The organism is Noviherbaspirillum sp. (assembly GCF_035254865.1).
Taxonomy (GTDB): Bacteria; Pseudomonadota; Gammaproteobacteria; order Burkholderiales; family Burkholderiaceae_D; genus Noviherbaspirillum.
Map to the genome: position 1 here is coordinate 1 of NZ_DATFAF010000002.1, position 25934 is coordinate 25934.

The following is a 25934-nucleotide window of genomic DNA, read 5'->3' on the forward strand; positions in this document are numbered from 1 at the left end:
ACGTTGTACGGCTTCATCGGGTCGCCATCGAATTGGCCAGGGTCGTACTCCATGCTCTCGAAGGCACTTCGATCCAGGACGAGGTTGCCGCGAATTTCGCGAATGCCCTTCGCGCGTATGCGGCGCAGGAACAACCAGAAGTTCTCCAGCACCAGCTTGGGATCCCCGCTACCCTTGATAATCAGGTCGCCGTGCAGCACGTCGCCGGCTTGCGTGCCGGTCGCATAAGCCTGGGTCTTCCAGGTAAAGGTCGGCCCCAGCATTTCGAGTGCGGCATCGCTGGTCACCAGCTTCATGGTCGATGCCGGGTTAAGCGGCGTCTTTTCATTCGATGCGAGCAAAACCGGACCTGCGCCGACCTCCTGAACATAGATTCCGGCTGCGGATTCGGGAATCTGCGCGCGCTGCAAGGCATCCGCGACGGGTATCGGCAATTGCTGCGCCATCACGCTGCCGGCAAACGCAAACAGGCTACACGCAACTTGGAGTCTTCTCGGAATTCGCATAGGATTAGAAAAATATGTCACGCGCAATGTAATTATCCCACGTCAGAGCTGCAAACCATGCCCAAATCCGCCACACCGCCCGAAGCACACAGCTTTGATCCTCTCGCATTGGATAACCAGTTCTGCTTCGCACTGTACTCTGCGTCCCTGGCCATGACAAAAACCTACAAGCCCTTTCTGGACAAGCTTGGGCTTACCTATCCGCAATACCTGGTGATGCTGGTTCTTTGGCAACAGGACGACGTATTGGTCAAATCCATAGGCGAAAAGCTGTTTCTGGATTCCGGCACGCTCACGCCCCTGTTGAAACGCCTGGAAGCATCTTCGCTGATCGAACGCACTCGCGACGAATCTGACGAACGTCAGGTCAGGATCACGCTCACCAAGGAAGGCCGCGCGCTCAAGAAGAAGGCACAGTGCATTCCCCAGCAAGTGTTGTGCGCCAGCGGACAATCCCCGGAAGCGCTCGCACGTCTTCGCAATCAGCTTTCCATCTTGCGTAACGACCTGGTCAAGTCAGACTCGTAGCAAAGCACAAGCCTTTCGCCTCCCGTCTCGCATGCACTTTTAAATTGCACACAATTTAATTGCGTGCTATCTTAATACTGCGTTCCGATCGATTACGTTGTCCCAACACCTTTATTTGAAGAAGGAGCATCTCATGCAGATTCTGTACAAGGCACAAGCCACCGCAACCGGCGGCCGCGATGGCCGCGCCGTCTCCAGCGACAAGAAACTCGACGCTCGACTGAGCACTCCGAAAGAACTCGGCGGGCCGGGCGGCGAAGGCACCAACCCGGAGCAATTGTTCGCTGCCGGCTATTCGGCGTGCTTCCTCTCTGCGATGAAATTCGTCGCCATGCACGCCAAGATTCCCTTGCCGGCCGACGCCGCAGTGACTGCCGAAGTCGGTATCGGCCCGAACGGCAGCGGCGGCTTCGGCTTGGCCGCGGATCTGCGTGTCGTCTTGCCAGGCATGGAGCAGGAAACTGCCCAGACGCTGGTCAACAAGGCGCATGAAGTCTGCCCCTACTCCAACGCAACGCGCGGGAACATCGATGTCAGGGTCGCGCTGGCCTGAATAATCAGCCGCTCGTTTTGACGAGAAACCCCGTCGGTTCGCCGGTGGGGTTTCTTTTTTTGGACCGAGGCGTTCTGTGGAAACCGGCGGGCAGGCAAATTAGGCAAAAAACAATCCTTCGTCGGGACGGTCTTGAAAAAAGGATTACCCGCCCATATACTTAGCACTCGTTAGGGGAGAGTGCTAACAACAACTCCGCCTGGCTTCAGATTTTCCCGTGCGGTCTCGCTGCACAGTGAAATAAATGCAAGTTGCAGCAAATCTGCCGCAAATAACCATAACTTATTGATAATTAAGGAGTTTGTATGAACCTTCGTCCATTGCACGATCGCGTCATCGTCAAGCGCCTCGACCAGGAAACCAAGACTGCGTCCGGCATCGTTCTTCCGGAAGCAGCTGCGGAAAAGCCGGATCAGGGCAAAGTGCTCGCAGTTGGTAACGGCAAGATTCTGGAAGATGGCAAAGTCCGCGCGCTGGACGTCAAAGTCGGCGACGTCGTGCTCTTCGGCAAATACTCCGGCCAGACCGTGAAGGTCGAAGGCGAAGAGGTGCTGGTGATGCGCGAAGAAGACATCATGGCAATCGTCCAGAAGTAATACAGAACCTATTCAATATAAGGAGTTACAAACATGGCAGCAAAAGAAGTAGTCTTCGGCGATGCCGCCCGTGCCAAGATGGTTGAAGGCGTCAACATCCTTGCCAACGCTGTTAAAGTTACCCTGGGCCCGAAAGGCCGCAATGTTGTGCTGGAGCGCTCGTTCGGCGCCCCGACCGTCACCAAGGACGGTGTTTCGGTCGCTAAAGAGATCGAATTGAAAGACAAGCTCATGAACATGGGCGCACAGATGGTCAAGGAAGTTGCTTCCAAGACTTCTGACAACGCAGGCGACGGTACCACCACCGCTACTGTCCTGGCGCAAGCGATCGTCCGCGAAGGCATGAAGTATGTTGCCGCCGGCATGAACCCGATGGACCTGAAGCGCGGCATCGACAAGGCTGTTACCGCTACAGTCGAAGAGCTGAAGAAGATCGCCAAGCCCTGCACCACTTCCAAGGAAATCGCCCAGGTCGGCGCAATCTCCGCCAACTCCGACGCATCCATCGGCGACCGCATCGCCGAAGCAATGGAAAAAGTCGGCAAGGAAGGCGTGATCACGGTTGAAGACGGCAAGTCCCTGAACGACGAACTCGACATCGTCGAAGGCATGCAGTTCGACCGCGGCTACCTGTCCCCGTACTTCATCAACAACCCGGAAAAGCAAGTCGCGGTTCTGGAAAACCCGTTCGTCCTGCTGTTCGACAAGAAGATCTCGAACATCCGTGACCTGCTGCCGGTACTGGAGCAAGTCGCCAAGGCTGGCCGTCCGCTCTTGATCATCGCCGAAGATATCGAAGGCGAAGCACTGGCAACCCTGGTTGTGAACAACATCCGCGGCATCCTGAAGACCTGCGCAGTCAAGGCGCCTGGCTTTGGCGACCGTCGCAAGGCCATGCTGGAAGACATTGCTATCCTGACCGGCGGTCAAGTGATCGCTGAAGAAGTCGGCCTGACCCTGGAGAAGGCCACGCTGAACGACCTCGGCCAAGCCAAGCGCATCGAAATCGGCAAGGAAAACACCACCCTCATCGACGGTGCTGGCCAGGCTGCCGCGATCGAAGCACGCGTCAAGCAAATCCGCGTTCAGATCGAAGAAGCGACTTCCGACTACGACCGCGAGAAGCTGCAGGAACGCGTTGCCAAGCTGGCAGGCGGCGTTGCAGTGATCAAGGTTGGCGCTGCGACCGAAGTCGAAATGAAAGAAAAGAAGGCACGTGTCGAAGACGCGCTGCACGCAACCCGTGCCGCCGTTGAAGAAGGCATCGTTCCTGGCGGCGGTGTGGCACTGCTGCGCGCTCGCGCAAACCTGACGATCAAGGGCGACAACCCGGATCAGGAAGCCGGCATCAAGATCGTTCTGCGCGCAATGGAAGAGCCGCTGCGCATGATCGTGACCAACGCCGGTGACGAAGCATCCGTGGTCGTCAACAAGGTCATGGAAGGCAAGGGTAACTTCGGTTACAACGCCGCTAACGGCACCTATGGCGACATGGTCGAAATGGGCGTGCTGGATCCGGCCAAGGTCACCCGTTCGGCTCTGCAAAACGCAGCGTCGATCGCCGGCCTGATGCTGACCACCGATTGCACCGTTGCCGAGCTGGTTGAAGAGAAACCGGCTGCTGGTGGCATGGGCGGTATGGGTGGCATGGGCGGTATGGGTGGCATGGAAGGCATGATGTAATTCGCCTTTCGACATTCCCTGTCGCAGAAAAGCCCGCTTCGGCGGGCTTTTTGTTTTTCTTGCTTCGCTGGCAAGAGCGCCCGGAAGTGTGATGTGCCAGCAACCTTGAAACATTCAGAACCTGTCGTCCCCGGATTCATTTCTTGCTGCATGGAAATAAAACCGCTAGAGTCGTGAATGCGCCCAAAGACCCGAGCGTCCTCATGGTTAACTGGCGCAGGTCAACAGATCAATTTTGTCGGAGATGGTAATGAAGAGTATTTTGAGGTTTTTCATCGGCGCAAGCCTGAGCATCGGGCTTGTCGCAGCAGCAAACGCGGGGGATAAAGGCACCAAGGAAGAAGCGGTAGCGCTTGCGCACAAGGCAATCGCATTCTACAAAGCCAATGGCAAGGAAAAAGCCTTTGCCGAGGTGAGCAACAAGACCGGACAATTCGTCGACCGCGACATATATGTGTACATACTCGACGCAAACGGCATCATGATGGCGCATGGCGCGAATGAGAAGTTGATCGGTAAAGATCTGACGAACCTGAAGGATGCCGACGGAAAGTTTTTCGCGCAGGAGCTGATCGCGCACACGAAGTCGAAAAAAATCGGCTGGGTCGACTACAAATGGCCCAACCCGGTGACGAAACAAATTGAGTCGAAGACCACGTATATCGAACCGTTCGATGGCTACGGCTTCGCTGTGGGCGTGTACAAATAATTGATACCGTCCGGTCGCTCGCACGGCCACATGAAAAAATCCCCTTGGCCGCATTGATGCAACCAAGGGGATTTTTTACAAGACCCGCTTATTTCTTCCAGCCAGGTGCACGCTTCTCGATGAACGCCTGCACGCCTTCCAGCGCCGCCTCGTCCATCATGTTGCATGCCATCGTTTGCCCGGCGAGCTGATAAGCCGCACCAATCCCCAGCTCCAGCTGTTTGTAGAAAAGCTGCTTGCCCATCGCCACCGCAACGGCTGGTTTGGCCAGAATGCTGGCGGTCAGTTTTCCGACCTCGGCATCGAGCCGTTCGGCAGACACCACGCGATTGACCAGACCATACTCGCGCGCTGTTTCCGCATCGATGAATTCACCGGTCAGAAGCATTTCCATGGCGTGCTTGCGTGAGACATTGCGTGACAGGCCGACCGATGGCGTCGAACAGAACAAACCGTAATTCACTCCCGATACGGCGAATTTCGCATCGCTGGACGCGACCGCCAGATCGCACATCGAGACCAGCTGGCATCCCGCGGCCGTCGCGATTCCCTGCACTCTTGCAATCACCGGCTGCGGCATCTGTTGAATCGTCAGCATGACCTTGCTGCACTGGTTGAACAGCTTTTTGTAATACGGCTCGGAAGGCTGAGCACGCATCTGCTTGAGATCGTGTCCAGCGCAAAATGCCTTGCCTGCCGCAGCAAGAACAAGGACGCGAATGCCGTCATCGCTCTTGATCGCATCGAGTTCCGCCTGCAATGCGTCCAGCATTTCTTCCGAAAGCGGATTGAACTTCTCGCCGCGATTGAGCGTGAGCGTCGCCACGCCATCGTGCACGGATCGGATCACATAAGGTGTCTCACTGCTCATCGTCGCCCTCCTCGCCCTCGTTGTCTTGTTGTTCGCCGAGCGATGGCTCAGGCTTGTAACTTGCCAGCAGAGCAGCGCGACTCTGCGGCGTCTCCAGGCTGATGCGGCCGAGCGCGCCGCTGCGATAGTCCTGCAACAGGGTATGCGCGGCCTTTTCCAGATCCAGGTCACCGCCCTTGACGCGAAAGGCACGCCGCTTCGCCACGCCTTCCAGCACGGCGACACCGTCCATACCATCGATCGAAAATCCATAACGCGCCGTCAGGAGCTGCGGATAATGCGCCAGCAACTGGTCGGCAAGAAAGGTCGCCACCTCCTCCTCGATCACGGCGTTGACGCCAACCGCGTGACTCGCCGCGAGCATCAGGCCGTCTGTTGGATGTTCTATCTTCGGCCACAACATACCGGGCGTGTCGATCAGAACCATGTTATTGCCCAGATACAGGCGCTGCTGCGTCTTGGTAACGGCGGGTTCGTCACCCACGGCCGCCACGCGCTTCTTGAGCAAGGCATTCATCAAGGTCGACTTGCCCACATTCGGAATGCCCATGATCATCATGCGCAGCGGCTTGAGTGCGGTGCCACGATGCGGCGCCAGTTCCAGCGCAAAGCCCGGCACCTTTGCCACATCGGCCGGTTTCTTGCAGCTCAGCGCAACCGCGCTCACGTCTTTCTGGGCGTTGTAGTACTCAAGCCAGGCCTTGGTGGCAACGGGATCAGCAAGGTCGGCCTTGTTGAGGATCTTCAGGCAGGGGCGCTGGCGCTGCTTGCGCAGCTGTTCGATCATGGGATTGCAACTGGCTTGCGGCAGGCGCGCGTCCAGCACCTCGATAACGAGGTCGGTCTTCTCCATGGACTCCGCCGCCTTCTTGCGGGCGGCGTTCATGTGACCGGGGAACCATTGTATGGACATGCGTGATTTTGTTGGAACGAGGCAAAGCGCTATTCTACCCGGTGCCTGCCTTGTTCACGCGTCAATACGACGCTGGCAAGTCAGTCAAGTTCGGCAAGCACCTTGATGTGCGCGACAACACTGCGCGCGAGAGCGGACAGGTTGTAGCCGCCTTCCAGGCAGCTGACGATGCGCCCCTGCGCATGCTGCTTCGCCACGCCCAGAATCTGTTGCGTGATCCAGGCATAGTCGTCCTCCACCAGCCCCATCTGCCCGATGTCGTCTTCGCGATGCGCATCGAAGCCCGCGGAAATGAAGATCATCTCGGGCCGGTGGGCATGCAGGGCGGGCAGCCATTTTTCAGTCACCAATTGGCGTACCACGTCGCCCTTGGAATACGCCGGGACGGGCACGTTGACCATGTGCGGCGTGTCCTGTCGAAGCTCGGAATAAGGATAGAAAGGATGCTGGAAAAAGCTGACCATCATCACGCGCGGATCGTCCAGGAACGCTTCTTCCGTCCCGTTGCCGTGATGGACATCGAAGTCGACGATCGCCACGCGCTGCAAACCTCGCACATCAAGTGCATGTTTGGCGGCAATCGCAACATTGTCGAACAGGCAAAAACCCATCGCCTCGCTCGGTCTCGCATGATGCCCTGGCGGACGAATCGCGCAGAAGGCATTGTCCAGTTCCCCTGCGATCACCGCATCGGTTGCCGCCACCGCCGCGCCGGCCGCGCGCAAGGCGGCATTCCAGCTGTGCTCGTTCAGCATGGTATCGGCATCGAGCGGGTAATACCCGCCGCCCGAGTCAGCCAATGCCGCCACGTTTTGCTGTACGCGGGCAACCGCATCGGCGGTGTGTACGCGGCGGATTTCGGCAACATCGACTTTCGGCGCATCCCGATGTTCGAGCAAACTGCTGATGCGGCTTGCGATAAGCTGGTCTTCGATCGCCTGCAGGCGCGCCGGACATTCCGGATGCCATTGCCCCATTTCATGGCGTTTGCAATCGGGATGGGAATAGATGGCAGTGGTCATTTCGGTAAAGCGTGAAGCTGAATGTGCGGTCGGGTTCTCGAATAGAATCTACGCGGCGTCGATATTTGTGCAAATATCGATGACATCGATTCTGATAGTGTAACGAAGAAAACGATGTATTACAGGTCTTTTGTTGTCAGTCTGGCTTTGCGATTGCTCAACAGGTCCTCACCATAGCGCGTTTCCCTTTCACACAGATTACAGAAGATCCATGTTCGCAAAAATCCACGCCGTCGCCAGACAAGTCAGCCAGATCGTCGTCGGAAAAGACCTGCAAATCCGGCAATCGCTGGTCTGCCTGCTGGCCGGCGGCCATTTGCTGATCGAGGACGTGCCGGGCGTGGGCAAGACCACACTGGCACATGCGCTGGCGATTTCGCTCGGCCTGAAATTCAGCCGATTGCAGTTCACCAGCGACCTGCTGCCGGCGGATGTCATCGGCATTTCGATCTACGACCGCGAAAAGAATGGCTTCGTGTTTCATCCCGGTCCGGTCTTCACGCAAGTGTTGCTGGCCGACGAAATCAACCGCGCCACACCCAAAACCCAGTCTGCCCTCCTTGAAGCCATGGAAGAACGGCAAGTCACGGCGGACGGCACCACGCGCGACTTGCCGCAGCCGTATTTCGTGATCGCGACGCAAAACCCGACACATCAGATCGGTACCTTCCAACTGCCGGAATCGCAACTGGACCGCTTTCTGATGTGTTTGTCTCTCGGGTACCCGGATGCGGCGGCAGAGCGTGCCCTGTTGATGGGCGAAGACCGCAGAACACTGTTGAAATCCCTGCCGACGGCCATGCAGCCTGAAGAATTGTTGATCGCACAAGCCGCGCTAAAGGAAATCCATGTTGCATCGGCATTGATCGATTATGTGCAAGCGATTGCCCAGGTTTCGCGACAGAGCGGCCTGTTTGCGGAAGGCATGAGTCCGCGTGCAACGATTGCATTGCTGCAGGCATCGCGTGCTTGGGCTGCAATGGAGGGCCGCAATCATGTCATTCCAGAAGACGTGCAGGCGGTCCTGGTGCCGGTTGTCGCGCATCGCCTGCGCCCGTTGAAATCGGCAGGCAGTTCCGCACTCGGCAGTCGCGACCTTGTACTGCAATTGATGAAGACCGTTCCGGTGTGAAGAAGAAACTCTCCCCGTACGGCAGGCTGGAGCACGGTATCCGCAGGCGCGCCAGCAAGTGGCTGTTTCGCCTCAACGGCCCGGAGCATGGCGAGGTTTTCCTCAACCAGCGACGCGTGTTCATCGTCCCCACGCACCCGGGCCTGCTGTTTTGCGTGATGCTGGTCGTCCTCTTCATCGGGTCGGCAAACTACAACCTGAGTCTCGGCTTCGCGCTCACGTTCTTGCTCGGCGGTTGCGGCCTGATCGACATGCATCTGACCTTCCGCAATCTGGCGCATCTTCATCTGGCGGCCGGCCATGCAAGTGCCGTGTTTGCGGGCGAAGCAGCGCAATTCGAACTGCATCTGATCAACCGCCGCAAGTATGACCGTTACGCAATCTGGCTCGATTTCATTGCGGATGATCGGCCCGATCTCGCGCAGGCGGCCGATGTCGCCGGCAATGCAAGCACGCGCGTGACCCTGTCGACGATCTCGCAGCAAAGGGGCTGGCTGCAGGCGCCACGCGTGCGTTTGCAGACACGCTTTCCGCTCGGTTTGCTGCGTACATGGAGTTACTGGCAACCGGATGCAAGAGCGCTGGTCTATCCCTGTCCCGAAGACGATGGCCCTCCGTTGCCCTTGGCCGCCATCGAACAAAACGATGGCCAGGGTCAGGCCGGGGAGGACGATTTCGCGGGCATCCGTGGATATCAGGCCGGCGATTCAATGAAACGTCTTGCATGGCGGCAGATTGCTCGGGTCGACGCCGATGCAAGCGGAACGCTGATCTCCAAGCACTTCGAAGGCGGTGCTGCAAGCGAGATTGCGATCGATTTTGCGCACCTGCCTCAGCACATGGATACCGAAGCAAAATTGTCGCGCATGACACGCTGGGTGCTCGAAGCGGATGCGCGCGGCCTGGCCTACGCATTTCGCCTCGGCGAGATCAACTTTCCGGCAGCGCTGGGACCAGCACATCGGGAAAGCTGTCTGCGCGCGCTGGCCTTGTTTGAGAAAACGCCATGAAGGCTCCCATATCGCTCAAGCGTCCCGTCATGCGGCCCTTGTCGCGCGACAAGGCGGATACCTTGCTCCTGCTGGCCACCTGCACACTCGTACTGCTGCCCCATGCAAGCCACCTTCCGGGCTGGGTGTTTCCGAGTTGCCTGACGATCCTGATCTGGCGTGGCTGGATCACGTTCCGCGGTAACCGCATGCCGTCGAACTGGTTGCTTGTCTCGATTGCCCTGCTCGCAATGGGCGGCGTCTACCTCACGTTCAAATCCTTCTTCGGACGCGAGCCCGGCGTAGCCATGCTGACATTGCTGCTCACATTGAAGCTGCTGGAAATGCATGCCAAGCGCGATTTGTTTGTCGCACTCTTCCTCAGCTTCTTTCTGGTCCTGGCAAGTTTCTTCAATTCGCAATCCATCGGCACGGCGCTCATGACCATCCTCGCCGTGATCGCGCTGCTCACCACGCAGTTGTCGTTTCAATACACGGGTGTCGTTCCGTCGCTGAAAAAGCGCTTTCAATTCGGCGCCTTGATTCTGGCGCTGGCCGGGCCGCTCACCCTGGTGTTATTCCTGCTGTTTCCTCGCATTCAGGGTCCGTTGTGGGGCTTGCCCAGCGACGCGCAGGCCGGACGCACCGGATTGTCGGAAACCATGGCGCCTGGGAATATCGCGAAGCTCGCGCTGTCCGACGAGATCGCGTTTCGCGTCAAATTCAAGGATGCGGTGCCCGCCAACTCAAAACTCTACTGGCGCGGCGTCGTCCTTGGACGATATGACGGACGCACCTGGACCCCGCTGCAGGCCGCCGGCGCGAATCGCCGTGTCAATATCAGGCTGCGCGGAGCTCCGGTTGGCTATCAGGTGACGCTCGAGCCGCATGGTCATCGCTGGCTGTTCGCACTCGAAGTGCCACAGGCGCTGCCGATCATCGACGACAATCCCGCAGGCGTCACGCCCGAACTGCAAATCCTGACCACAAATCCAATCAACAGTCGCGTGCGGTACAACCTCGTCTCGCATACCGATTTTGATTTGCAACCGAATGAATCCGCGGCTGTCTTACGGCAATGGCTGCAGTTGCCGGACGGTTTCAACCCGCGCACCTTGGAATATGCAGCACGCTTGCGTAGCCAATCCAGCAATCCTGTGGAGATGATCGACGCGGTGTTGCGTTTTTTCCGGGAGCAGAACTTCAGGTACACATTGGAACCGCCGGTACTTGGTACACACTCCGTCGATGAATTCCTGTTTGCCACGCGGGCCGGTTTCTGCGAGCATTATTCGGGCGCCTTCGTCGTGCTCATGCGGGCACTCGGCATCCCGGCGCGCGTCGTCACCGGCTACCAGGGTGGCGAGATGAATCCGGCTGACGGATTCCTGACCGTACGCCAATCGGATGCGCATGCATGGGCAGAAGTATGGCTGGAGAAAAGCGGCTGGGTGCGCATCGATCCCACTGCTGCAGTCGCGCCTGAACGTGTCGAACACAATCTTGCAAGCGTGATCCCGCGTCGCGTGTTGGCCGGGCTGATTACGATCGATGGCACCAACAACCAATTGCTTGCACCGCTGCTGAAATTCCGCCAGAACTGGGATGCCGTAACCAATGCATGGAATCAATGGGTATTGAACTACACACCCGAAAAGCAAAAGAGCTTCATCCGTTCGCTCGGATTTGGCGATGTTGCCTGGCCCGTCGTCATCGCCGTCATGGTTGTGCTCGGCATTGCAGCAGTTGCCATTGCGATCTTGCCCATGATGCTGCATCAGCAAAAACGCGATCCGGTCGACGCGCTATACCAGAAATTCTGCGGCAGGCTCGCACAGCAAGGTTTGCCGCGCCACCCATACGAAGGGCCGCGCGCCTATCGTGCGCGCCTGACCGCCCCAGACTCTCCGCTGCCCCCCGAAAAAAAGGCGGCGCTGGCCCGTTTTCTGGAACACTATGAGACAGTGCGGTATGGAGTGCAGCGCCAGCTAAGTTCATCCGCACTCTCCGAACTCAAATCCTTGTTAGCTGAATGTCGATGATTGTCAAACCCACCAAACGCTCGGCCCTTCTCGCAGGCTTGTTGCTCGCATTGACCGCCCATGCAAACGCCTCCTCGAAACACACGACAAAGCGAACAGTAAAGAAAACAACGCATGCCGGGATCCACAAGGTTGCGCTCAAGTCGGACGACGGCCTTGGCGAATTTGCCAACTTCACACAATGGAAAGATGTGGCCGAATTCATCGACCTGATGGTGGACCGGCACGGCTTTGATCGCGCTGAATTGGAGTCGCTGTTCAAGAAAGCACGCTATGTCGAAACCACGATTCAACTGATCAAGCCCGCGCCGCCGGGCAAGCCGAAAAACTGGCGTGCCTATCGCGCACGCTTCGTCGAACCGCTACGTATCAATGCCGGCGTTGCCTTCTGGGACGCACACGCCGATGCGCTGGCCCGCGCCGAAGAGCAATATGGCGTGCCGGCCGAGATCATCGTCGGCATCATCGGCGTGGAAACCATTTACGGTCGCAATACCGGAAGCTTCCGGGTTCTCGATGCGCTGACCACGCTCGCCTTCGACTACCCGGCCACATCAAACCGCACTTCACGGATGCAGTTTTTCCGAAGTGAGCTGGAACAGACTCTGCTGTTTGCGCGCGACTCGCATATCGATCCGTTGTCGCTGCTCGGGTCCTATGCCGGCGCCGTCGGATTGCCGCAGTTCATGCCTGGCAGCATACGCAAATTTGCAGTCGACTTCGATGGCGACGGCATGGTGGATCTGCGCAACTCGCCCGTGGATGCGATTGGCAGTGTCGCCCATTTCCTGGTGGAGCATGGTTGGCAGCGCGGCGAGCCGATCGCCTTCCCGGCCATCGTCTCCCAAACCGAACCCGGACGCGCATGGGATATGTTTATCGGACAGCCGCTGGAAGCGAAATTCACGCTTGACGAGTTGAAAGGAGCCGGCGTCACGCCGGGCAAGGAACCTCCGGCTGATCTGCAGTTCGGCCTGGTGGATCTGCAGAACGGCGAAGAACCCACCGAGTACTGGTTGGGGACGACAAATTTCTTTGCGATCACCAAATACAATCGCAGCTTCTTCTATGCGATGTCCGTCGTCGAACTCGGCCGTGCAGTGCGCACGGCACGCGGCGGCTGATCGGACTACGAGGCGCCGGCCAGCAGCTTGAGCGTGTTCAGCTCAAGCTGCACCGTGTCCTCGCCGCCGCTCATCCAGATTTGCCCTTCCTGAATCGTGCATTGAAGTTGCATGGTTCGCTGCGCGAGCTTGGCCAAGGCGAGACTGGATTCGGCCGGCACATTGAGCACGGAGAGATTTTTCGCTCGATCGACCTTGTTCGCGATCTGGTTCCACCAGATGTTGCTGGTACTGCTGTAGCTGTAGACCAGCACCCGCGACGAGCGCCCGCAGGCCTTGAGGATGCGTTTCTCGTCCGGCTGACCGACTTCTATCCACAAGTCGATCGCACCGGTCAGATCCTTTTGCCACAAGTCCGGCTCATCGTCAGTGCTCAGACCCTTGCCGAAAATGAGCGCGTCATGTGCATTGAGTGCGAACGCAAGCAGGCGAATCATCATGCGCTCGTCGGTTTCGGACGGATGGCGCGCAATAGTCAGCGCATGGGCGGCGTAATACTGCCGATCCATGTCCGAGATCTGAAGGTCTACCTTGAAAATGGTTGCTTTGAGTGCCATGTCGATTTCCGGATGAATCGTGCGGGGTCATTCGCGGACCATCCGCCTTCGATTACGTGGGTTGCGTGGACCGGCAAATGTACAGTAAAGCGGGGACAGACGCCAACTTCGGCAAGAAGCAAACACCCCGTGCAAACGAGAACGAACGACGCTATTGATCCGCTTGCGCGTTCAAGCTAGTCTAAAGACCATGACAATCCATACTGATGAAACCGCCCGATACGTCACCGAGGCGACAAGGCAATGGCTCGAAAAGGCCGTGATCGGGCTGAACCTGTGCCCGTTCGCGAAGAGTGTTCACATCAAGAAGCAGATCCGCTACGCAGTCAGTCGGGCGACAAACGAAGGGGAACTTCACCTGGATCTGATTGCAGAATTGCAGGCCTTGCAGGACGCGGATCCCGACAGCATCGATACCTCCCTGCTTATTCATCCCTGGGCACTGACCGATTTTCTGAGCTACAACAATTTTCTCGACCTTGCCGATGCGACGGTCGCGGGCCTGGGTCTCGCCGGAAAGATTCAAATCGCAAGCTTTCATCCACAGTACCAGTTTGCCGATGCCGAGCCGGACGACATCGGCAATTTCACAAACCGCTCCCCTTACCCGATGCTTCATCTTTTGCGGGAAGAAAGCATCGATCGCGCGGTCGCTGCATTCCCGGATGCAGAAGAAATATTCGGCAGGAACATTGAAACCATACGACGGCTTGGATACGAAGGCTGGAAGCAATTGAATATCGCAACAGGATCGTTGCCGACAGTCCAAGAATCGGGCGAAAAGAGAAAGAACTAATACTTTGCGTGCGGTTCCAATGCCGGCAGAGCCAGACATCGGGGCATAAATTTCCCAGCGTCCCGACGAAATTCAGCGATAGAAAAGTGCAATTGCGGAGCATCAAAATGCAGCCGGAGTGCTTGGTTAGAATGCAATTGAATTTACGCAATCCGCCATCATATGACGATCAGAGGAAGTGAAATTCCTCGTTCGCACCCCCATCGTTGCCACACTGCCGATGAGCAAACGATAGACAGCACTCGGTTTTAGCTGTTTTTTAACATTGCTTTTTTGAAATCTTTTTATTAGATTGCATACAGACAATAAGTATTCTTGACATGTCAAGTTGCAAAGATGCACATGTTGCAGCTTTTTTAACGAAAATCTGTCCAAACTTGATGCTTTGTCTAAACACTTGTTGTTTTTTTCTGTACAATAATCTTGCAGTGTGGAATTATTGAGACTATGACTACTCAATTAGGCAATGCTATGAACAGTACAAGACTAGCCGACCAGGTCAATTACGATCCCAACAATCTATTGGATGCGCTGATTGAAAAGCTCAACCTCAAGAATGATGCCGCGCTTTCGCGAGCACTTGAAGTTGCGCCGCCAGTAATCAGCAAGATCCGCCATCGCCGCCTTCCGGTTGGCGCTTCGCTGCTGATTCGCATGCACGAAGTCAGCGATTTGAGCATCAAGGAGTTGCGGATTCTCATGGGTGATCGTCGCGATAAATTCCGTATCAGCGACAAGCAGTTCAAACCCAAGGAACCGCTCGCCGCTGCGACGCCGGGCGAGCAACGCGAATAAGAAACCGGCCTGCCCCGCTTCCAGCCTGTCAAGCAGGGAAGACGCCGGTTGAGAGATAACGATCGCCGCGGTCGCAGACAATGAATACGATTGTCGCGTTTTCCACTGTGCCCGAGATGCGGCACGCGACCTCGCAGGCGCCTGCGGCTGAAATACCGCAGAAGATTCCCTCTTCAACTGCCATCCGGTGCGCCATGCGTTCTGCCGCCGCCTGGCTGACATATTCGATCTGATCCACGCGCGACTTATCGTAGATCTTTGGCATGTAGGCCTCGGGCCATTTTCTGATGCCCGGGATCTGTGAGCCTTCTTCAGGCTGCGCACCGATAATTCGAACATCCGGATTTTTTTCTTTCAGGAAGTGCGACACACCCATGATGGTGCCGGTCGTGCCCATTGCGCTGACGAAATGCGTAATGCGCCCGCCCGTGTCGCGCCAGATTTCCGGTCCCGTTCCCTCGTAGTGCGCGCGCGGATTGTCGGGATTGCCAAACTGGTCCAGAATGATTCCCTTGCCTTCCTTTTGCATTTGTTCCGCAAGGTCGCGCGCATATTCCATACCGCCCGTCTTTGGCGTCAGGATAATGTGTGCGCCATATGCGGCCATGCTTTGACGACGCTCTTCGCTCAGATTTTCGGGCATCAGCAACACCATTTTGTAGCCGCGCAGTGCCGCGGCCATCGCCAGTGCAATCCCGGTATTGCCGCTGGTAGCCTCGATCAAGGTGTCGCCCGGCTTGATTTCACCGCGCTCCTCCGCGTGCTTGATCATCGATAACGCTGGACGGTCCTTGACCGATCCCGCCGGATTATTACCCTCCAGCTTGCCGAGGATGACATTGTTGCGGCGCGCCGCCTCATCGCCGGGAATGCGCTTGAGCTGTACCAGGGGAGTATTACCGATTGTGTCTTCGATCGTCAGATAAGGCATGGTGTGTGGGATTGGCTGCTTCAGTAAAGATGTCATTTTAATCGCAGACGCTGATCGACGTTTGGCACTACCAGAAGTCACTTCCGGGCTGGTGCAGCCGGGGCCGCCGCGCATCTGCACTTGCCTGGGTGCGGGCAGGTCGGGTTCACATAAAAAAACCCCGCCTGTCGCAGTGCGGGGTTTCAGTTCAGATGACGGCGGTTACTTCTTTGGCTCGTCTTTCTTCGAATCCTTCTTTGTATCCTTTTTCCCTCTCGCCTTCGTGTTGCCGGAATCCTTGCCGGCCCCGGCTGTATTCTTGCCTAGCGATTGGCCGTTCACGGTCAAACCGGCGTCTGACAGTTTGACTGCGTTCTTTTCGCCGACGCCTTTTACCCTCTCCTCAAAATCAGCCCAGTCCTTGAAATCCCCCCCTTTTTTGCGCTCATCGAGAATGTTCTTGGACATTTTCGGGCCAATGCCCTTGACGCTGTCGAGCGCCGCCTGATCGGCCTTGTTGACGTCAACCTGGGCGAATGCAAAGCCCGTCGTGACAATCAGAGTAGCGATGGCGAGAAGCAGTTTTTTCAGCATTTGAGTATTTCTCCTGTGTCGAAATGGTTAAAGAATGAAGCAAGAGCTTGCCTCAAAAACAATAACGATTTGACAATAGATAAGGTTGACAAAGAAACATCAATTTTGTCGATTACACCGGATTCAGCCGAAAAGCTCTTCTCTTGTGACCGTTGCCGTCCCAAGCTTGCCAACCACGATACCGCCGGCCCGATTGGCAATTTCGACCGCTTCGGCAATGGACATGCCGGCGCCAAGCATGGTCGCGAGGGCCGCGATCACCGTATCGCCCGCACCCGAAACGTCATACACTTCGCGTGCAACGGTTGGAATGTGGATGGCTTGTCCCTCGGTGTAGAGAGTCATGCCCTCTTCAGAACGCGTCAGCAGCAGCGCCTCGAGATCAAGCGACTCGCGCAGGTGCTGCGCTTTTGTCGTCAGTTCGTCTTCGTTTTTCCAGGAGCCGACGATCTGGCGCAGTTCCGATTTATTCGGCGTCAGGATGGACGCGCCCTTGTAGCGTGCGAAGTCATCTCCCTTGGGATCGACCAGGATGCGCTTGCCCAAGCGCTTGGCCGCGGCAATCATTTCAACGACGTTGACCAGACTGCCCTTGGCATAATCCGATAGTACGATGACGTCGTATTGCGGCAGCAGTGCGTTGTATTGCGTTAGCTTGTTGCGCAATACCGTGTCCGTGGGGGGATGCTCGAAATCGATCCGCAGCAGTTGTTGCTGACGACCGATCACTCGCAGCTTGATGATGGTTGAAATGGCCGGGTCGCGATTGAGGAAGCTGTCGATATGGAGATCCGTCAGCAGCTTCTGTACCACGTCCCCGGCTTCATCCTGCCCGACCACACCCAGCAGCGCCGTTTGCGCACCAAGCGCGACCGCGTTGCGCGCCACGTTGGCAGCGCCTCCCAGGCGCTCCTCGCGTCGCTCCACGCGCACTACCGGCACCGGCGCTTCCGGGGAGATTCGGCTGACTTCACCAAACCAGTAACGATCCAGCATCACGTCGCCCACGACCAGCAGACGGGGCGTCTTCAATGAAATAGTCATCTTGCTTGCAATCCGTTGCGCACGGAACGGCCAATCCCGTAATACTCGATTCCGGCGTCGGTCATTACTTGCGGGTCGAACAAATTGCGCCCGTCGAAAATGACCGGCGCTTTCAAAAGAGACTTCACCTGGGCGAAATCCGGGCTGCGAAATGCTTTCCACTCCGTGACGATGGCCAATGCGTCGGCATCTTTCAAGGCATCCATCGGACTATCGCTGAACCGGATGCGCGCCAACAGTTCCGACGTCTCCGCAAAATCGGCCGCCAGAACGCGTTGCGCCTCCGTCATGGCAATCGGATCATGGACCGCCACCGTTGCACCACGGGTGACAAGTTGTCGCAGCAGGACCCTGGACGGTGCTTCGCGCATGTCATTGGTATTGGGTTTGAATGCCAGGCCCCAGAGCGCGAAATGCCTGCCGTTCAGATTCTCGCCAAAGCGATGCATGATCTTCTGGCCCAGCACCTGCTTTTGCTGATTGTTCACCGCTTCAACAGCGCGCAGGATCAGAAGGTCCTGGCCGTGTTCGCGCGCGGTGCGTTCCAACGCCTGCACGTCCTTGGGAAAACACGAACCGCCGTAACCGCATCCCGCATACAGGAAGCTGTATCCAATGCGCGGGTCTGAACCAATCCCATGGCGAACCGCTTCAATATCCACGCCGACCATATCGGCCAGATCGGCCATTTCATTCATGAATGAAATACGCGTGGCCAGCATCGCATTGGCAGCATATTTCGTGAATTCCGCCGAGCGTACATCCATCCAGAAAGTGCGCTCGTGATTCCGGTTGAACGGCATGTAAAGGGTCTTCATCAGCAGGCGCGCGCGATCGCCTTCCGGCGTGTTATCGCAACCGATCACGATACGGTCGGGACGCATGAAGTCTTCGACAGCCGCACCTTCCTTCAGGAACTCGGGATTCGATACCACCGAAAACCCAGCATTACTGTTCCGCGCCCGCAATTGATCCTGAATGACTGTACGGACGCGATCGGCCGTCCCGACCGGCACGGTCGATTTATCGACCACCACCTTGAAGCCGTTCATGTACCTGCCAATATCACTTGCGACGGACAGCACGTACTTCAGATCTGCCGATCCATCTTCATCCGGCGGCGTGCCGACGGCAATGAAGAGAATTTCACCGTGTTCCACACCGGCAGCGACATCGCATGAAAATCTCAGCCGGCGTGCGGCACGGTTGCGTGCGACGATGTCACTCAATCCCGGTTCGTGTATGGGTATCCCGCCGCTGTTGAGGAAATCTATCTTTGCCTGATCGACGTCCAGACAGAAGACATCGTTGCCGACCTCTGCCAGGCATGCTCCGGTGACCAGGCCGACGTAGCCTGTGCCGATTATCGTAATTTTCATGATGGCGGATTAAGTGGGTAGGCTTTGGTTAGTTCATCACGTTGAGCTCTTCAGTCCGCCGTGGAGGATAGGATTCCCATTGGCTGCAACCGGGGCATTGCCAATAAAACTGGCGTGCCTTGAACCCGCAATGACTGCATTGGTAGCGCGCCAGTTTCTGCGTATATCCATGCACCAGGTTCTTGACCAGCGAGAGTTCCGGGCGAACTTCAGGCGGCGCTTCCATCAGGCGCGCCTCTAGCAATTTGTCCAGGCCGAGCAAGGTCGGCGTACGCCGCAATTCGTCGCTGACGAGCTGATTGGCCGCATCGACTCCATCGAGCTCCAGCACGGCCTTGAATACGACCTCAAGCAAATCGATGGAAGGTGCTTCCGCGAGATAATTCTTCAGCAGATTGAGCCCTTCCTGTGATCGGCCAACCGCACGATAGCCGTCCATCAGACGCTGCGCGACCAGTGCCACATGCGGCACGCTCTGCTGCTCGACCCTGCGCCACGCCAGCAGGGCCGCTTCGGTGTCTCCCTTGGCGAGATGCACGTCTCCGATCAGAATGGCCGCACGGACGTTGTTCCGATCCGCCGCGAGCGCCTTATCCAGCATTGCCAGAGCCGCGTCAGGATGTGTATGGACCAGTTCATCCTGCGCCATTTCGCAATAGAATTGGGCGATCTCCTTCTGCCGTGCACCGGCACCGGATTCCTGCAAGGCGCGGGCGGCGTCGATGGCGCGCATCCACTCCTTTTCCCGCTGATAGATTTCCAGCAGTGCGCGGCGCGCCTGGGCGCCATATTGCGTATCCACTAATCCGTTGAAGGTTTCTTCGGCACGGTCCAGCAAGCCGGCCTTCAGGTAGTCCTGTCCGAGTTCGTACTGGGAATGCACTTGATGTTCCTGCGGGAGATCCGGACGCGCCAGCAGATTCTGGTGAACGCGGATGGCGCGTTCAATTTCGCCGCGGCGGCGGAACAGATTGCCGAGAGCGAAATGCAGGTCGATGGTTTCAGGATCGAGCTTGACGATCTCGATGAAGGCATCAATCGCCTTGTCCGGTTGCTCGTTCAGGAGAAAATTCAGTCCTTTGAAATAGCCGCGCGGCAGGCTGCGCGATTCAGAGACGAGCTGATTGATGTCGACGCGCGCCGCGATCCAGCCAAGGCCAAAAAAGATTGGGATGCCGAGCAGCCACCAGGTTTCGAATTCCATGCCGTTTTTAATTGTTGTCGTGTTTCGGGTTTATTTGCTGACGCTATCCGGTTGCGGCGGCTGCACCCGCGCAAGGCGTTGCGCTTCCCGCTCCTGCTCCATGGCAGAAATCGTTTTCTTGTGTTTGGACAGGTCACGACGGTGGCGAAACAGCGTCGGAATCATCGCGAGAATGCCAAGCGCGGCACCGCCCGCGAAAAACGAGAGCAGCAACAGCACCAGAGGACCACGGATCTCGTAATCGAAGAAGAAGCGCAGCGCGACTTCCTGAGTATTCTTGAGCGCGAATCCGAAGAAAACAATAAAGAGAATGGCAGCAACGATTCTGAAAAGAATTTTCATACTGCGACGTCCTTATTGATGATTGTTTTCAGGCACCGGGGCCAATATGTTGAATGGCAAAACAATTGAAATTGTACGTGAAAAAAAACGGCATCCGAGGATGCCGTTTTGATTTCTTGCAAATAACCAATACAACTCAAATCTGGCTGTTCCCTTCTGCAGGGGTTTGACGACGGACAGTTCAACGTACTACCGCTTCACAGCCCGCCTATCTTGCCGCGATTTGTGCCGCCTTGGCGACTCAGTCTTCCTTGATCGGTTGCCCGACCATGGCATCCACCCGTTCCCGCAATTCCTTGCCGGGTTTGAAGTGGGGCACCCGCTTTTCGGGCACCATCACTTTGTCACCCGACTTCGGGTTGCGACCGATACGCGGCGGCCTGCTGTTCAACGCAAAGCTGCCGAAACCACGGATCTCGATGCGCTGCCCATTCGACAACGCATCGGCCATTGCATCGAGAATGGTTTTCACCGCGTAATCCGCATCCTTTGCAACCAGTTGCGGATAACGCTCAGCCAGACGGGCAATCAGCTCCGACTTTGTCATTTATCGACTCGACCTTATTGCTTGTTGTCGAGTTTTGCCTTCAGCAGAGCGCCCAGGCTGGTCGTGCCGGAGGCTGCGCTCGAGTCAGCCGACATCTTCTGCATGGCTTCCTGCGTGTCCGCATTGTCCTTGGCCTTGATCGACAGCTGAATGCTGCGTGCCTTGCGATCGATGTTAATGATCATGGCTTCGACCTTGTCGCCGACCTTCAGGTGAGTACCGGCATCTTCCACGCGATCGCGGGAGATTTCGGATGCACGCAAATAGCCTTCGACATCATCGGACAACTGGATCACGGCACCCTTCGGCTCGACCGATTTGACGGTACCGGAGACGATTGCGCCCTTGTCGTTCATGGCAGCGAAGTTGTTGAACGGATCGCCTTCCAGCTGCTTGACGCCCAGGGAAACACGCTCGCGCTCGACGTCGATGGCCAGCACGACAGCTTCCAGTTCGTCGCCCTTCTTGAACTTGCGGACAGCTTCTTCGCCAGCTTCGGTCCAGGACAGGTCGGACAGGTGAACCAGGCCGTCGATATTGCCCGGCAGGCCGATGAACACGCCGAAGTCGGTGATCGACTTGATCGCGCCCTTCACCTTGTCGCCCTTCTTGTGGTTCATCGCGAACTCTTCCCACGGATTCGGCTTGCACTGCTTCATGCCGAGGGAGATGCGGCGACGCTCTTCGTCGATTTCCAGAACCATGACTTCGACTTCGTCGCCCAGCTGGACAACCTTGTTCGGAGCAACGTTCTTGTTGGTCCAGTCCATTTCGGACACGTGGACCAGGCCTTCGATGCCTTGCTCGACTTCCACGAATGCACCGTAGTCGGTCAGGTTGGTGACCTTGCCGAACAGACGGGTGCCCTGCGGATAACGACGGGACAGACCAGTCCACGGATCGTCGCCCAGCTGCTTGACGCCCAGCGAAACGCGGTTCTTCTCTTGATCGTACTTGAGGACCTTGGCGGTGATTTCCTGGCCGACGGACAGCACTTCCGACGGATGACGCACGCGACGCCATGCCAGATCGGTGATGTGCAGCAGGCCGTCGATGCCGCCGAGGTCAACGAACGCACCGTAGTCGGTGATGTTCTTGACGATACCGGTGACGACAGTACCTTCCTTCAGGGTTTCCATCAGCTTGGCGCGCTCTTCGCCCATCGATGCTTCGATGACGGCGCGGCGGGACAGCACAACGTTGTTGCGCTTGCGGTCCAGCTTGATGACCTTGAATTCCATGGTCTTGCCTTCGTACGGCGTGGTGTCCTTCACCGGACGGGTATCAACCAGCGAACCCGGGAGGAATGCACGAATGCCGTTGGTCAGAACGGTCAGACCGCCCTTGACCTTGCCGTTGACGGTGCCGGTCACGATTTCGCCGGACTCCATCGCTTTTTCGAGCGAGAGCCACGAGGCGAGACGCTTGGCCTTGTCGCGCGACAGGATGGTGTCGCCAAAACCGTTTTCCAGCGACTCGATCGCAACGGTGATGAAGTCGCCAACATTGACTTCGAGTTCGCCGTTGTCGTTCTTGAATTCTTCGATAGGAATGAATGCTTCCGATTTCAGGCCGGCGTTGACGACGACAAAGTTGTAGTCGACACGAACGACTTCAGCCGAAATCACTTCACCGGAACGCATGTCCTGGCGGGACAAGGACTCCTCGAACAGGGCTGCAAAGCTTTCGGAACCGGTAGGTTGTTGTTGCGCAGTAGACATAAATAAGAAAAGTTTTCCAGCGGGAATCGTGTCTTGTTTGACCAGATTGACCAAATGCTGGGTTAGGTTTATCAACACCCGACATGGCCTTGCGCCAAGCCGGGCACCAATCGCACTGCAAATCGCGTAGTTACTGCTTACGCATGTTTTTTTACTGCCGCATACCACCTCAGAACCTGCTCGACAGCCTCATCGGCGGTCATACGCGACGTATCCAAGATGTGTGCGCCTTCTGCTGGTTTCAATGGTGCGATTGTGCGATTCGAATCGCGCGCGTCGCGCTCCCTCAAATCCTTGAGAAGGTCTTGCATGTTAGCAGAAAAACCCTTGTCAATCAATTGCTTATATCGTCTTTCTGCACGCGCCTCAACACTTGCGGTGAGGAATACCTTGAGCGTTGCGTGAGGAAAAATAACGGTACCCATATCCCGGCCATCGGCAACCAGCCCTGGCGGCATCCGGAACCCGAGCTGCAGCCCGACCAGGGCATGCCGGACTGTCGGCAAAGCGGCGATTTTCGATGCTGTATTGCCAACTTCCTCGGCGCGGATCGCGGAAGTCACGTTTTCGTTTGCCAGCCAGACCTGGTCGCCGGAAAACCTGCACGGCAGCTTTTCGGCCAGCTTGGCAAGCGCGTGCTCATCCGTCAGCAATACCTGATGACGAATCGCAGACAGGGCAGTCAGCCGATAAAGTGCGCCGGAATCGAGGTAATGGAAACCCAGTTGCAAAGCCACACGGTGTGCGACCGTGCCTTTACCTGAGGCCGTGGGGCCGTCTATCGTAATGACCGGAATGGAAGGTATCTGCATCGTCCAGAAGTAGAAAACGTCATTATGTTCAGCGGAAGAAAGAACGTGCCGAATGCGGCCCTTATTTGTCTTTCCAGTTCCACCATTTCAATTTGTCAGGGTCGGGCCGTGCTGTTTGCGCGAAATAGACGGCGCAACGTGCAACATACAACCAGCAACGGTCGACATGGCGGCCTTCGAGCTCGCATTGCCGCTCATACAGCGCCTGCGGATCGCGTCCTCTCAATTCATTGACACGACGAAAGCCCTGGACAAAAAAGTCCTGCGCCACGCGCGGGCCCACGCCGGGAATCCGCTGCAATTCCTTCAGTGCTGCAAGGTGTTCAGAACAAGTTGTTCTGTGCGATTTTTGCGAAGGCATCGAAGTAATCCGGGAAGGTCTTAGCGACACATTTTGGATCGTTGATGCGAATCCGGTTTCCGCGACGCGCGGCGCCATCCAGTGATGCAAGCGAGAAACACATCGCCATGCGATGGTCGTCGTAGGTATCGATGGCCGCGGACTGAATGACGGTCGGCGGTGTAACGCGTAGATAGTCGGCACCCTCTTCAACGGTCGCGCCAAGCTTGCGCAATTCGGTCGCCATCGCGGCGATCCGGTCGGTTTCTTTCACGCGCCAGCTGCCGATGTTGCGCAGCGTGCTCGGACCGTCGGCATACAAGGCTGCCACCGCAATCGTCATCGCCGCATCCGGGATGTGATTGAAATCGGCATCGATGGCTTTCAATACTCCATTCGATTTCGCTTCGATCCAGTTATCGCCCATGGTAATGGACGCGCCCATTTGCTCCAGTGCCTCGACAAAGCGCACGTCGCCCTGGATACTGTCGCGGCCGACGCCTTCGACTCGCACTGGGCCGCCGGCAATGGCGCCAGCCGCGAGAAAATAGGAAGCGGACGAGGCATCGCCTTCAACGTGGATCACGCCCGGGCTGACGTATTTTTGCCCGGCCTGAATCGTAAAGGACTGCCAGCCATTGCGCTCGACGGCGACGCCAAATCGCCGCATCAGATTCAGCGTGATTTCGATGTAGGGCTTGGAAATCAGTTCGCCAATGACATCGACCGTTACAGCCTGATCGATCGCCATCAAAGGCGCAGCCATCAGCAAGGCCGTCAGAAACTGGCTGGAAACATTGCCCTTCACCCGCATGCGCTGCGTATGAATATGTCCGCGCCGGATATGCAAGGGCGGAAAACCGGCTTGCCCGGCATATTCGATCTGCGTGCCGGCTGCATTGAGAGCATCGACCAGGTCGCCGATCGGACGCTCGTGCATGCGCGATACACCATGCAAGCTGTAGTCACCCCCGATAACCGCCAAAGCGGCCGTCAAGGGCCGGATGGCCGTGCCGGCATTCCCCATGAACAAATCCGCCTGGTGCACAGGGAACACACCACCAACGCCATGCACAACATATTGTCGTGTATCGCCGACCTGCTCCCATTGGACGCCCAGCTTTTGCAGGGCCATCAACATCACATGGGTATCGTCGGAGGCGAGCAGGTCGAAAATCTGCGTGGTTCCTTGCGCCAGTGCGGCAAGCAGCAGGGTGCGATTGGAAATACTTTTCGATCCCGGCAGGCGCACAGTCCCTTGCGCATGCATCGCCGGTTGCAATTCAAGATAGTGAGGATAATGCTTCATTAATCGCCGCCTTGCTTACTCTGTTGTTCGGCAGCCTCGATCGTGCGAATCCAGTTCTGCCGCGCATGCTGTGCATTTGCATACACTGCTTCAATGCCCTTGCTATTACGCTCGGCCAGCAAGCCGCGCAATTCATTCAAGCGCTCCATGTAGGCGTCCAGTTCGCCGAGCAAGGCCGTGTGATTTGCCAGGGAAATATCGCGCCACATTTCCGGGGATGAACCGGCAATGCGTGTGAAGTCGCGAAATCCGCTTGCTGCATATTGGAACAGCAAGTCCGCATGCGGTTTCTTTGCGATGTCGTCGACCAAGGCATATGCGAGCAGATGCGGCAAGTGACTGACTGCCGCGAACACGCGATCGTGCTCCTGCGGCGTCAAGCGGTGGATGATCGATCCGCAGCGCTGCCAGGCTTCGGCGACCCGAGCAATATCGCTCTCCGTATTCTCCGGCAATGCCGTGATTACCGTCTTCTTGCCGACATACAAATCGACAATCGCCGCATCCGGCCCGTTTTGCTCACGCCCGGCAATCGGATGCCCAGGAACGAACTGTGCAATTTTTTTTCCGAGTGCCTTGCGCGCCGCCGCGACAACGTCGGTCTTGGTGCTGCCCGCATCGGTCACGACCGTGCCCGGTTCCAGACAAGGCGCAATGGACGCAAGAATTGCTTCCGTCTGCGCCACCGGCGCGGCCACCAGGATCAGATCGGCGGCGGCGACCGCCTCCTCGACCGAAGAACAAGCCGTGTCGATGATGCCCAGTTCCTTGGCGCGCATCAGCGGCGCCAGGCTGCGCCCGACGCCGGCCACGTGCTGCACCGCGCCTACTTTTCTGAGCGCCAATGCAAAGGACCCGCCAATCAGGCCGACGCCGAAAATTGCAATTTTTTTCATCTGGGATTGTGGCTCATTCA

The 25934-nt window shown here is 57.1% G+C and carries 28 protein-coding genes; 11 read left to right on the forward strand and 17 right to left on the reverse strand.

Features of this window, described 5'->3' with window-relative positions; translation table 11 throughout:
• A partial coding sequence (locus VJ651_RS00095; RefSeq protein ID WP_324105473.1) for a D-alanyl-D-alanine carboxypeptidase occupies nt 1–446 on the reverse strand: 446 nt, incomplete at its 3' end.
• Nucleotides 447–563: 117 nt separating this feature from the next.
• Here VJ651_RS00095 and VJ651_RS00100 point away from each other — a divergent pair.
• The 5 genes from VJ651_RS00100 (at nt 564) to VJ651_RS00120 (ending at nt 4575) form a co-directional block, all read left to right on the forward strand.
• Nucleotides 564–1034 carry a MarR family transcriptional regulator gene (locus tag VJ651_RS00100; RefSeq protein WP_324105474.1) on the forward strand — a complete coding sequence of 157 codons (471 nt, stop codon included), beginning with the start codon at nt 564–566 and terminating at the stop codon, nt 1032–1034.
• A 133-nt stretch (nt 1035–1167) separates the two neighbouring features.
• Nucleotides 1168–1587, forward strand: coding sequence for an organic hydroperoxide resistance protein (locus VJ651_RS00105; protein ID WP_324105475.1), 420 nt, complete (start codon nt 1168–1170; stop codon nt 1585–1587).
• A 305-nt stretch (nt 1588–1892) separates the two neighbouring features.
• Nucleotides 1893–2183, forward strand: coding sequence for a co-chaperone GroES (groES, locus tag VJ651_RS00110; RefSeq protein WP_040041505.1), 291 nt, complete (start codon nt 1893–1895; stop codon nt 2181–2183).
• A gap of 33 nt (nt 2184–2216) precedes the next feature.
• On the forward strand, nt 2217–3866 hold the full coding sequence (gene groL / locus VJ651_RS00115; protein WP_324105476.1) for a chaperonin GroEL: 1650 nt from the start codon (nt 2217–2219) through the stop codon (nt 3864–3866).
• Nucleotides 3867–4116: 250 nt separating this feature from the next.
• Entirely contained in the window at nt 4117–4575 is a 459-nt protein-coding gene (locus VJ651_RS00120; RefSeq protein ID WP_324105477.1) for a cache domain-containing protein, read from the forward strand.
• Between the two features lie 88 nt (nt 4576–4663).
• Here VJ651_RS00120 and VJ651_RS00125 read toward each other — a convergent pair whose 3' ends face one another.
• From VJ651_RS00125 to VJ651_RS00135, 3 genes are all read right to left on the reverse strand, one after another.
• Nucleotides 4664–5446, reverse strand: coding sequence for an enoyl-CoA hydratase (locus VJ651_RS00125; RefSeq protein ID WP_324105478.1), 783 nt, complete (start codon nt 5444–5446; stop codon nt 4664–4666).
• The gene (gene ylqF / locus VJ651_RS00130; RefSeq protein WP_324105479.1) at nt 5436–6359 is read right to left on the reverse strand and encodes a ribosome biogenesis GTPase YlqF; all 924 of its coding nucleotides are present in this window, start codon (nt 6357–6359) and stop codon (nt 5436–5438) included. The genes VJ651_RS00125 and ylqF overlap by 11 nt, the downstream gene beginning before the upstream one ends.
• 80 nt (nt 6360–6439) lie before the next feature.
• Nucleotides 6440–7381, reverse strand: coding sequence for a histone deacetylase family protein (locus tag VJ651_RS00135; protein ID WP_324105480.1), 942 nt, complete (start codon nt 7379–7381; stop codon nt 6440–6442).
• Nucleotides 7382–7592: 211 nt separating this feature from the next.
• Between VJ651_RS00135 and VJ651_RS00140 the strand changes: the two genes are divergently transcribed.
• Genes VJ651_RS00140 through mltB form a run of 4 tightly spaced genes read left to right on the forward strand, consistent with a single transcriptional unit; the run spans nt 7593 to nt 12668 of the window.
• Nucleotides 7593–8513, forward strand: a complete 921-nt coding sequence (locus tag VJ651_RS00140; protein ID WP_324105481.1) for a MoxR family ATPase — start codon at nt 7593–7595, stop codon at nt 8511–8513.
• Entirely contained in the window at nt 8510–9523 is a 1014-nt protein-coding gene (locus VJ651_RS00145; RefSeq protein ID WP_324105482.1) for a DUF58 domain-containing protein, read from the forward strand. The genes VJ651_RS00140 and VJ651_RS00145 overlap by 4 nt, the downstream gene beginning before the upstream one ends.
• Nucleotides 9520–11544 (forward strand): DUF3488 and transglutaminase-like domain-containing protein, encoded by a 2025-nt coding sequence (locus tag VJ651_RS00150; protein ID WP_324105483.1) that lies wholly within the window; start codon nt 9520–9522, stop codon nt 11542–11544. The genes VJ651_RS00145 and VJ651_RS00150 overlap by 4 nt, the downstream gene beginning before the upstream one ends.
• Nucleotides 11541–12668, forward strand: coding sequence for a lytic murein transglycosylase B (gene mltB, locus VJ651_RS00155; protein ID WP_324105484.1), 1128 nt, complete (start codon nt 11541–11543; stop codon nt 12666–12668). The genes VJ651_RS00150 and mltB overlap by 4 nt, the downstream gene beginning before the upstream one ends.
• A gap of 5 nt (nt 12669–12673) precedes the next feature.
• Here mltB and VJ651_RS00160 read toward each other — a convergent pair whose 3' ends face one another.
• The gene (locus VJ651_RS00160) at nt 12674–13225 is read right to left on the reverse strand and encodes a YaeQ family protein (RefSeq protein WP_324105485.1); all 552 of its coding nucleotides are present in this window, start codon (nt 13223–13225) and stop codon (nt 12674–12676) included.
• A gap of 190 nt (nt 13226–13415) precedes the next feature.
• Here VJ651_RS00160 and VJ651_RS00165 point away from each other — a divergent pair, with 190 nt between their 5' ends.
• Nucleotides 13416–14021, forward strand: a complete 606-nt coding sequence (locus tag VJ651_RS00165) for a DUF1415 domain-containing protein (protein WP_324105534.1) — start codon at nt 13416–13418, stop codon at nt 14019–14021.
• A 447-nt stretch (nt 14022–14468) separates the two neighbouring features.
• Nucleotides 14469–14816: a hypothetical protein gene (locus VJ651_RS00170; protein WP_409482635.1), complete on the forward strand. Its 348-nt coding sequence runs from the start codon at nt 14469–14471 to the stop codon at nt 14814–14816.
• A 28-nt stretch (nt 14817–14844) separates the two neighbouring features.
• Here the strand turns inward: VJ651_RS00170 and cysM are convergent, their stop codons facing one another.
• The 12 genes from cysM to VJ651_RS00225 all read right to left on the reverse strand — a co-directional run bounded on the left by cysM (nt 14845) and on the right by VJ651_RS00225 (nt 25914).
• On the reverse strand, nt 14845–15747 hold the full coding sequence (gene cysM / locus VJ651_RS00175) for a cysteine synthase CysM (RefSeq protein WP_324105535.1): 903 nt from the start codon (nt 15745–15747) through the stop codon (nt 14845–14847).
• 201 nt (nt 15748–15948) lie between these two features.
• Complete coding sequence (locus tag VJ651_RS00180; protein WP_324105486.1) at nt 15949–16320, reverse strand: ComEA family DNA-binding protein; 372 nt, start codon at nt 16318–16320, stop codon at nt 15949–15951.
• 123 nt (nt 16321–16443) lie between these two features.
• Entirely contained in the window at nt 16444–17364 is a 921-nt protein-coding gene (gene rfaE1 / locus VJ651_RS00185) for a D-glycero-beta-D-manno-heptose-7-phosphate kinase (RefSeq protein ID WP_324105487.1), read from the reverse strand.
• The gene (locus tag VJ651_RS00190) at nt 17361–18743 is read right to left on the reverse strand and encodes a UDP-glucose/GDP-mannose dehydrogenase family protein (protein ID WP_324105488.1); all 1383 of its coding nucleotides are present in this window, start codon (nt 18741–18743) and stop codon (nt 17361–17363) included. Before VJ651_RS00190 ends, rfaE1 begins: the two co-directional genes overlap by 4 nt.
• 28 nt (nt 18744–18771) lie before the next feature.
• Complete coding sequence (lapB, locus tag VJ651_RS00195) at nt 18772–19947, reverse strand: lipopolysaccharide assembly protein LapB (RefSeq protein WP_324105489.1); 1176 nt, start codon at nt 19945–19947, stop codon at nt 18772–18774.
• Nucleotides 19948–19977: 30 nt separating this feature from the next.
• Nucleotides 19978–20289 carry a LapA family protein gene (locus tag VJ651_RS00200; protein WP_136418354.1) on the reverse strand — a complete coding sequence of 104 codons (312 nt, stop codon included), beginning with the start codon at nt 20287–20289 and terminating at the stop codon, nt 19978–19980.
• A 241-nt stretch (nt 20290–20530) separates the two neighbouring features.
• A complete protein-coding gene (locus VJ651_RS00205) occupies nt 20531–20836 on the reverse strand; it encodes an integration host factor subunit beta (RefSeq protein WP_057289648.1) in 306 nt (101 codons plus the stop codon).
• Nucleotides 20837–20850: 14 nt separating this feature from the next.
• Nucleotides 20851–22557, reverse strand: coding sequence for a 30S ribosomal protein S1 (rpsA, locus tag VJ651_RS00210; protein WP_136418353.1), 1707 nt, complete (start codon nt 22555–22557; stop codon nt 20851–20853).
• Between the two features lie 137 nt (nt 22558–22694).
• A complete protein-coding gene (cmk, locus tag VJ651_RS00215) occupies nt 22695–23369 on the reverse strand; it encodes a (d)CMP kinase (protein WP_324105490.1) in 675 nt (224 codons plus the stop codon).
• A 61-nt stretch (nt 23370–23430) separates the two neighbouring features.
• Complete coding sequence (locus VJ651_RS23560; RefSeq protein ID WP_349254714.1) at nt 23431–23808, reverse strand: helix-hairpin-helix domain-containing protein; 378 nt, start codon at nt 23806–23808, stop codon at nt 23431–23433.
• Nucleotides 23693–25018, reverse strand: a complete 1326-nt coding sequence (aroA, locus tag VJ651_RS00220; protein ID WP_324105491.1) for a 3-phosphoshikimate 1-carboxyvinyltransferase — start codon at nt 25016–25018, stop codon at nt 23693–23695. The genes VJ651_RS23560 and aroA overlap by 116 nt, the downstream gene beginning before the upstream one ends.
• Nucleotides 25018–25914, reverse strand: a complete 897-nt coding sequence (locus tag VJ651_RS00225) for a prephenate dehydrogenase (protein ID WP_324105492.1) — start codon at nt 25912–25914, stop codon at nt 25018–25020. The genes aroA and VJ651_RS00225 overlap by 1 nt, the downstream gene beginning before the upstream one ends.
• Nucleotides 25915–25934: the final 20 nt, after the last annotated feature.